6 protein-coding genes are annotated in these 6,250 nt (G+C 62.6%); 2 read left to right on the forward strand and 4 right to left on the reverse strand.

The window, feature by feature from the left end; all coding sequences use genetic code 11:
- Nucleotides 1-242: 242 nt before the first annotated feature.
- Entirely contained in the window at nucleotides 243-827 is a 585-nt protein-coding gene (locus K0M74_RS19810; RefSeq protein ID WP_366932635.1) for a class I SAM-dependent methyltransferase, read from the forward strand.
- A 108-nt stretch (nucleotides 828-935) separates the two neighbouring features.
- Here K0M74_RS19810 and K0M74_RS05560 read toward each other — a convergent pair whose 3' ends face one another.
- The 4 genes from K0M74_RS05560 to K0M74_RS05575 all read right to left on the reverse strand — a co-directional run bounded on the left by K0M74_RS05560 (nucleotide 936) and on the right by K0M74_RS05575 (nucleotide 5,578).
- A complete protein-coding gene (locus tag K0M74_RS05560; RefSeq protein WP_293968927.1) occupies nucleotides 936-2,120 on the reverse strand; it encodes a glycosyltransferase family 4 protein in 1,185 nt (394 codons plus the stop codon).
- Entirely contained in the window at nucleotides 2,117-3,085 is a 969-nt protein-coding gene (locus tag K0M74_RS05565; protein WP_293968929.1) for a glycosyltransferase, read from the reverse strand. Before K0M74_RS05565 ends, K0M74_RS05560 begins: the two co-directional genes overlap by 4 nt.
- Before the next feature lie 134 nt (nucleotides 3,086-3,219).
- Nucleotides 3,220-4,635 carry a sugar transferase gene (locus K0M74_RS05570; protein ID WP_293968931.1) on the reverse strand — a complete coding sequence of 472 codons (1,416 nt, stop codon included), beginning with the start codon at nucleotides 4,633-4,635 and terminating at the stop codon, nucleotides 3,220-3,222.
- Between the two features lie 568 nt (nucleotides 4,636-5,203).
- Nucleotides 5,204-5,578 (reverse strand): XrtV sorting system accessory protein, encoded by a 375-nt coding sequence (locus K0M74_RS05575; protein WP_293968933.1) that lies wholly within the window; start codon nucleotides 5,576-5,578, stop codon nucleotides 5,204-5,206.
- Nucleotides 5,579-5,698: 120 nt separating this feature from the next.
- On the opposite strand from K0M74_RS05575, the gene K0M74_RS05580 reads away from it, so the two are divergent.
- Nucleotides 5,699-6,250 (forward strand): UTP--glucose-1-phosphate uridylyltransferase (locus K0M74_RS05580; RefSeq protein ID WP_293968935.1); only part of this gene is annotated, 552 nt, incomplete at its 3' end.

Below are 6,250 nucleotides of genomic sequence, written 5' to 3' on the forward strand. Positions count from 1 at the left end.
CCCTACCACATGGCGACCAGAAAAATCCTGTCCATGGCTACCGACCAAAAATCGTCGGTGGCTTTTTTGCACGCTTATGAAATAAAATTTAGATAAACCCGCGCACGCTCAAGGCCGTGGCTCGAACGGCATTCACCAAGCAGATGTTTCAGCAGCTGCGGCTCGCGGCAATTTCTCATGAGAAGGCGGAAGCCGGTATTTGCCCCGCTTGCGGATATGAAGGGAAGTTTGGCCCGTTTGGCATGCCGCTGCGGTCGGGGGTTCAATGTCCAAAATGCTGGTCGCTCGAGCGCCAACGACTTCTTGCGCTCGCAATACAGCGCGGCGACATCGAAATCGCCGGTCGGGCGATCATCCATTTTGCGGGCGAACTCAGCGTTACCCGGCTCATTCAAGCGAAGCTGCCGGCGCGCTATCAGGTTTCGGAATATGAAGGCGACCACGGCGATCTGCGGCTGGACATCGAGAACATTGATCTGCCCGACAATTCGGTCGACCTCGTCATCGCCAATCACGTCCTCGAGCATATTGACGACCGCAAAGCGCTCGCCGAAGTTTACCGCATCCTTCGCCCCGACGGCGATCTGGTCTGTATGTTCCCAATTGTCGAAGGCTGGACGGAAACCTACGAGAACCCGGCAATCACCGACCCCATCGGGCGAGATCTGCACTTCGGCCAGTTCGATCACGTACGCTATTATGGCAGCGACGTTCGCGATCGCATTCGCGGCGCGGGTTTCAAACTCCGCGAAATCACCGCGGGCCCGCACGACGTGCTGCGGCATCGGCTGAGTCGTGGCGAGAAGATATTCATCGGCCGAGAATAGCGCGGACCCCGCCCGTCCGGCGACGGCGCTATTCGCGACGACCAACACCCGTACATGGGCGCCACGATGTGATGGCGACGCCGCACGCGACGGTACCGCCGGGCAGCGTCAGTTCAGCAGTTTGCCTTCGAAAAGGTGGGCAAGACGCGCCGCGGCATGATCAGAGAGAAACTCGGCCACAACGCGCTGGCGTCCAGCCTCGCCCATCGCGGCCCAATCGCCGCGAGCGGCGAGCAGTCGCTGCAGGACCGCCGCAAGGTCGCACCAGTCGGAGGGCGCAAACATATATCCCGACTGGCCCTCGTCGATCAGTTCGGGGACACCAGCGACGCGGCTGGCAACGACCGGGCGACCGAGCGCAAGTGCCTCAATCAGCACGACGGGTAAGCCTTCCATGAGGCTAGGCAGTACGAGGATGTCGGACCGAGCGATTTCTGCGAGGGTGGCGGCTTCGGGTAAGCCGCCAGAAAAGCGGATTCGTTCGCCAAGGTTCAGCTTGCTGACCCGCGCGCGGATGCTGGCGTGTAACGGTCCATCGCCGACGATCGTGAGCTCAAATTCAAGCCCCGATGCCGCGAGCGCGGCCAAGGCATCGAGCAGGCCGAACAATCCCTTCTCGGGCGACAGGCGGCCTACAAAGAGAAGCCGCGCCGGACCGGCGGCGCTGTGCACGGCAGGCGGAGGCAAAGCGGAGACATCGATCCCGCAGCGAACGATGGTCATCTTGGACCAGTGCGTGGGCGCCGCGTGGCGCATGGCCTGGGCGCGCATGAAGTAGCTCGCGCAGGCGACAAAGGACGCCCGCTCGAGCTTCTCGGTGAGCAGCAGCCCGGCGGGATAATCGGTTTCGGAAATGCCGTGCAGCGTCAGGCTCCACGGCAGCTGCGCGACATGCGCGGCGATCATTCCAACCGTGGCGCCGCTGTTGGCGAAATGACTGTGCAACCGCGTCGCCCCAGCTGCGACGAGGAGTCTCGCCAGCAACAGGGCTTCGACAAAGTGGAACTGGGACCAGAGTAGCGCTTTCCAGCCGGGGGCACGGTGGCGCAGCGCAAGCCACCAGCCAAAGGCGAAACGGCGCGGTCTGCTCGCAAGAGTCCAGCCGAGCGCCGCGATATAGGCGAACGGCGAGCGACCGAGTAGCGCGGGCGCCGTACCGCTATCCGCGACGCCGCGCCGCACGCTGAACGGCAGGACATCGATGCCGAATGCGCGCAGCGCCGCCACCTCCCGCCGCACGAAGGTGTGCGACGGCGCGTCATATTCGCTGACCAGATAGGCGATGCGGCTCATTTGTAGAATATCGCGCCTTGTTTGCGGCGCGCCAGCCGGCTCAGCGCATAGCGCAGGATACCTATGGCTTCGGCAATCTTGCCGACGAGCAGAAGGCCGCCACGGCGCAGACCGCCGCGCTTCGTCAGACGCGCCAGCTGGAGCAGCCACAGCAGCGGCCCCGCGGCTAAGCCCGATGGTCCGACCATCAGCGCGGCCGCGACGCTCAGCGCCACGACCCCGGCGGTCCAGATAAGGGCACTAATCAGTTGGCGACCGTAGAGCGGCGGGTTCGTGCCGGTGCGCGTCTTGTGCCATACCTGCGCAAAACCAAAACCGCTGCGCACCGTGCGCAGCCACCATTGGCGGGGACGGTGCATATCGGCGTCGTGGATCGTCATCGGACAATCGATCCGCCAGATCCGCCATCCCAGGTCGCGCAGGCGATGGCAAATCTCGGGTTCTTCGCCGGCGATAATGGCGGGATCATAGCCGCGCACCTGCGCCAGCGCCGAGGTACGGAACATCGCATCGCCACCGCAGGCATCGGCTGCCCCGATCGCGGTATTCCATTCATCGTCGCACATCTGGTTATAAAAGCTGCGCTCAGGATAGCGCTCGCGCCAACGGCCGCAAACCGCGGCCACCGTGGGCTCGGTGTCGAGAAAGCGCGCCGCCGCTTCCAGCCACCCTGTTTCGAGTTCGCAGTCGCCATCCACGAACTGGACATATTTGAGCATCGGCCATTCGCGGAGCAGAAGGTCACGTCCCGCATTACGCGCACGCGCCGCGGTAAAGGGAATCGCCAGGTCGAGTTCGATTACCATGGCCCCCATCGAGCGAGCGAAATCGGCGCTGCCGTCGCTCGATGCGCTGTCGACATAGACGATGGGAATGCCGACAGGGACCGAATGCAAGCATTGCTTGAGGCGTTCGCCTTCGTTGCGACCGATGGCAATCACGCCGATGTTGGCATTTTCATCCATGCAGGACGCACCCAAGTTCGCGCTCGGCCTCGGCAATGCCGCCCAGCTCGGCGGCGCCGGGCTTACCAAAAAACCATGGCGGTTGGCTGTTTTGGTCCGCGCCGAAAGACACGCGCGCGGCCTGCGGCGAGCGGCTAATAGGCATTTTTATGCATCACGACCCGCACGGTTTTGAGCATGATCATCACGTCGAACCACAAGGACCAGTTGGACAGATATTCAAGGTCGCAGCGCACGCGCCGGGCCAGATCGTCAGCATGTTCGGTTGCACCGCGAAAGCCGCGTATCTGGGCAAGGCCGGTAATTCCCGGTTTCAGGGCGTGACGAAGCCAGTATTGCTGGGAGGCGCGCCAAAACAGGGCGTCGCCCGCCATAGATCCGAGGGCGTGCGGCCGCGGTCCGACCATGCTCATCTCGCCGCGAAGGACGTTCAGCAGCTGGGGCAGTTCGTCGATGCTCGTGCGGCGAATGATTCGCCCCACCCGGGTAATCCGGTCGTCGACGCGTCCGGTCGACTGCCGGCCGTCGACATCGCTGTCTTCGGCCCGCATCGATCGAAATTTGAAGATCCGGAACTGGCGGTTACCTTGACCGACACGCATCTGCCGGAAGATGATCGGCCCGGGACTCTCGAGCTTGATCGCCACGGCCACGACGAGCAGGATCGGCGACAGGATCACCAGGGCCACGCTGCCGACCACAAGGTCTAGTGCGCGCTTCTGGATGCGGTTCATGAAGTTCAGCGGTCCGCGCGAGAGAATAATCGTGTCGCGATCATCATATTGCCCGATTGCGACTGCGCCGTGGAGATGATCGCGGTCGAGCAGGATTTCGCCGCCGACGTCATGCCCCTTGAGGAATGTCGCCCAAGCAGGACGATGGTCGAACCGACACGCCACGATCACCCGGTCGTACGGTGCGATCAGGCGCGACAAGGCGTCGATCATGTCGGGTCGGTCAAGATCGGGCCAGAGTCCGTCGGCGCCGACATCGACGACCGCCGCATAGGGCTCCGCGCGAACGCTGAGCCCGTCGAGCAGCAGAATTGTAGATAACACCGCCTCGCCGATCATTTTCTTGGCGATGATGTCGATGAGGATCTTCGAAGCGACGATGAAGACGGCTGCTGCGCCAAAGGTTACAGCGAAGCCGAGCCGAGAAATTTCCTCAGCCTTGAACAGGAACCCCATGCCGATGATGACAACCGCGGTCGCGCCGAGCGCACCGAGCGAGCGCTGGATGGCGGTCAGGCGGTTGGCGAGGGTTTCGCTGTCCTGCGCCTCTCGCGCGATTTCGAACATGATGAATAGCGGCAACGCCACATAGATGATCGAATGGCCGTCGGCGGCGAGCCAGCGCTCGTCGCGCCATTGCAGCGCGATGACATAGCCGCCGATCAGCGAGAGGATATCGAGCAGCAGCGACAGGCAGTAGAGAAAGGTGCGCTTGTCGCGCGCGTTCGACAATATGCCGCGCTCATGCGCCGACGGATCGACGACACGCAGTCGCGCGCGCTGTTCCTTGATCAGGTCTGGTTTCAAATTATCCACGCCCTTGTTCGCCGCCAACAGCGGGTCTAGCCGCAAAAGGTGCATATTGCGTTGCAGCGGAGCACGGGCGCGATCCGCGCCCGACGCGGAAGGGCAGACGGCTGATCGAGACCAGCAACAAACCAAGGCGCTGCATCATGCCGGCGCGCCCGCCGCCGTGGCCAGACCGTACGAGGCCATTGCTGACAAATGGCAAAGGCGCGCGTGACAGGCCGTCGGTCGCTCACCCCGGATAGAGACCGATACCCGACGCATTCGCGCGGCCCGCGCAGGCGCGGTGGGCAAGTATGCACGGAAGGGCGCGCGGCCCAGCGCGGTGGCGAGCGTCGACCCAGAAGCGGCGCTCGTGGCGCTCACCCAGTTAGCGAGGCGACTAAAACCAACCGCCGCCGCCGAAGGGCTGTCATCGCATACCACTTTTACCATCAGTCCTTGTCGCCTCATCATGCGGTCGCAGCGAGCGCATCACCCGTTCTAATGGGCATGGCGCGGACTTTACAGGATTGAAACAACATTGTTAAGTTCGGACCATGGCCCGGAACGGGACGCGTATCGACAGCCGCTGGCCCTATTTCAGAAACGGCATCGGGACCTTGAGGACCTTGAAAATATAAATGACGACCGCGACAAACAGCACCACCGCCGGCGCATGATAACCTTCATTGCCAATATAGTTGACTAGCGCACAGCCGACCGCCGGAGGCGCATATTGCCAAAGATGGTCGCGCGGTTCCTCTTCGGCCGAGCGCTGCAAGAGCAGGGTTACAAGCCCCGCAAATGCAAATACGGTAATCCAGTCCCAAAATGTTTCCACCGCCTGCCCCTCCTTCGCTGGCCATGCGGCCTTTTCGACCGCAATCGCCTGTTGCGGGCTTGTTGAATGAACAGCGTAGCAGGTGGACATGCGCGCGGATAGACGGGATTTTTGCCCGAAGCGGGACAATTGACAGTCCGCCGAAGCGCCAGCCGCGTGAAGGCCCCGCGCCAATATCGGACAGATTACCGACGAGCGCGCTCAGAAAAGCTCTTCTTCCCAAAGGCCGGGATCGTTAGTCTGCTGCCCATGAAACCGATCCGCAAAGCCGTCTTTCCCGTTGCCGGTCTCGGCACCCGCTTTTTGCCCGCGACCAAGGCGATCCCGAAGGAGATGCTGCCGATCGTCGATCGCCCGCTGATCCAGTACGCGGTCGACGAGGCGCGCGAGGCGGGGATCGAGCAGATGATCTTTGTCACCGGCCGCGGCAAGAGCGCGATCGAGGATCATTTCGACATCGCGTTCGAGCTGGAAAAGACCATGTCCGAACGCGGCAAGGATCTGTCGGTGCTCGAGCCGACACGGCTTGGGCCCGGCAACTGCGCCTATGTCCGCCAGCAGGAGCCGCTGGGGCTGGGTCACGCGATCTGGTGCGCGCGCGCCATCGTCGGTGACGAACCCTTTGCGATTTTTCTGCCCGACGAGTTCATGCACGGATCACCCGGCTGCATGAAGCAGATGGTGGATGCCTACAACCAGGTCGGCGGCAATCTGATCTCGGTGCTCGAAGTGCCGCGCGACCAGGTGTCCTCCTATGGCAGATGCCGCATTCCTACGCCATCGCGATCTTCCGCTTCAACG

The sequence above is a fragment of the Sphingopyxis sp. genome, assembly GCF_019459305.1.
Classification (GTDB): Bacteria; Pseudomonadota; Alphaproteobacteria; order Sphingomonadales; family Sphingomonadaceae; genus Sphingopyxis.

Bases quoted from the DNA above. Each gene is read 5' to 3' on its own strand.
- K0M74_RS19810 (WP_366932635.1), top strand. From the start codon at position 243: ATGCCGCTGCGGTCGGGGGTTCAATGTCCAAAATGCTGGTCGCTCGAG.
- K0M74_RS05560 (WP_293968927.1), bottom strand. From the start codon at position 2,120: ATGAGCCGCATCGCCTATCTGGTCAGCGAATATGACGCGCCGTCGCAC.
- K0M74_RS05565 (WP_293968929.1), bottom strand. From the start codon at position 3,085: ATGGATGAAAATGCCAACATCGGCGTGATTGCCATCGGTCGCAACGAA.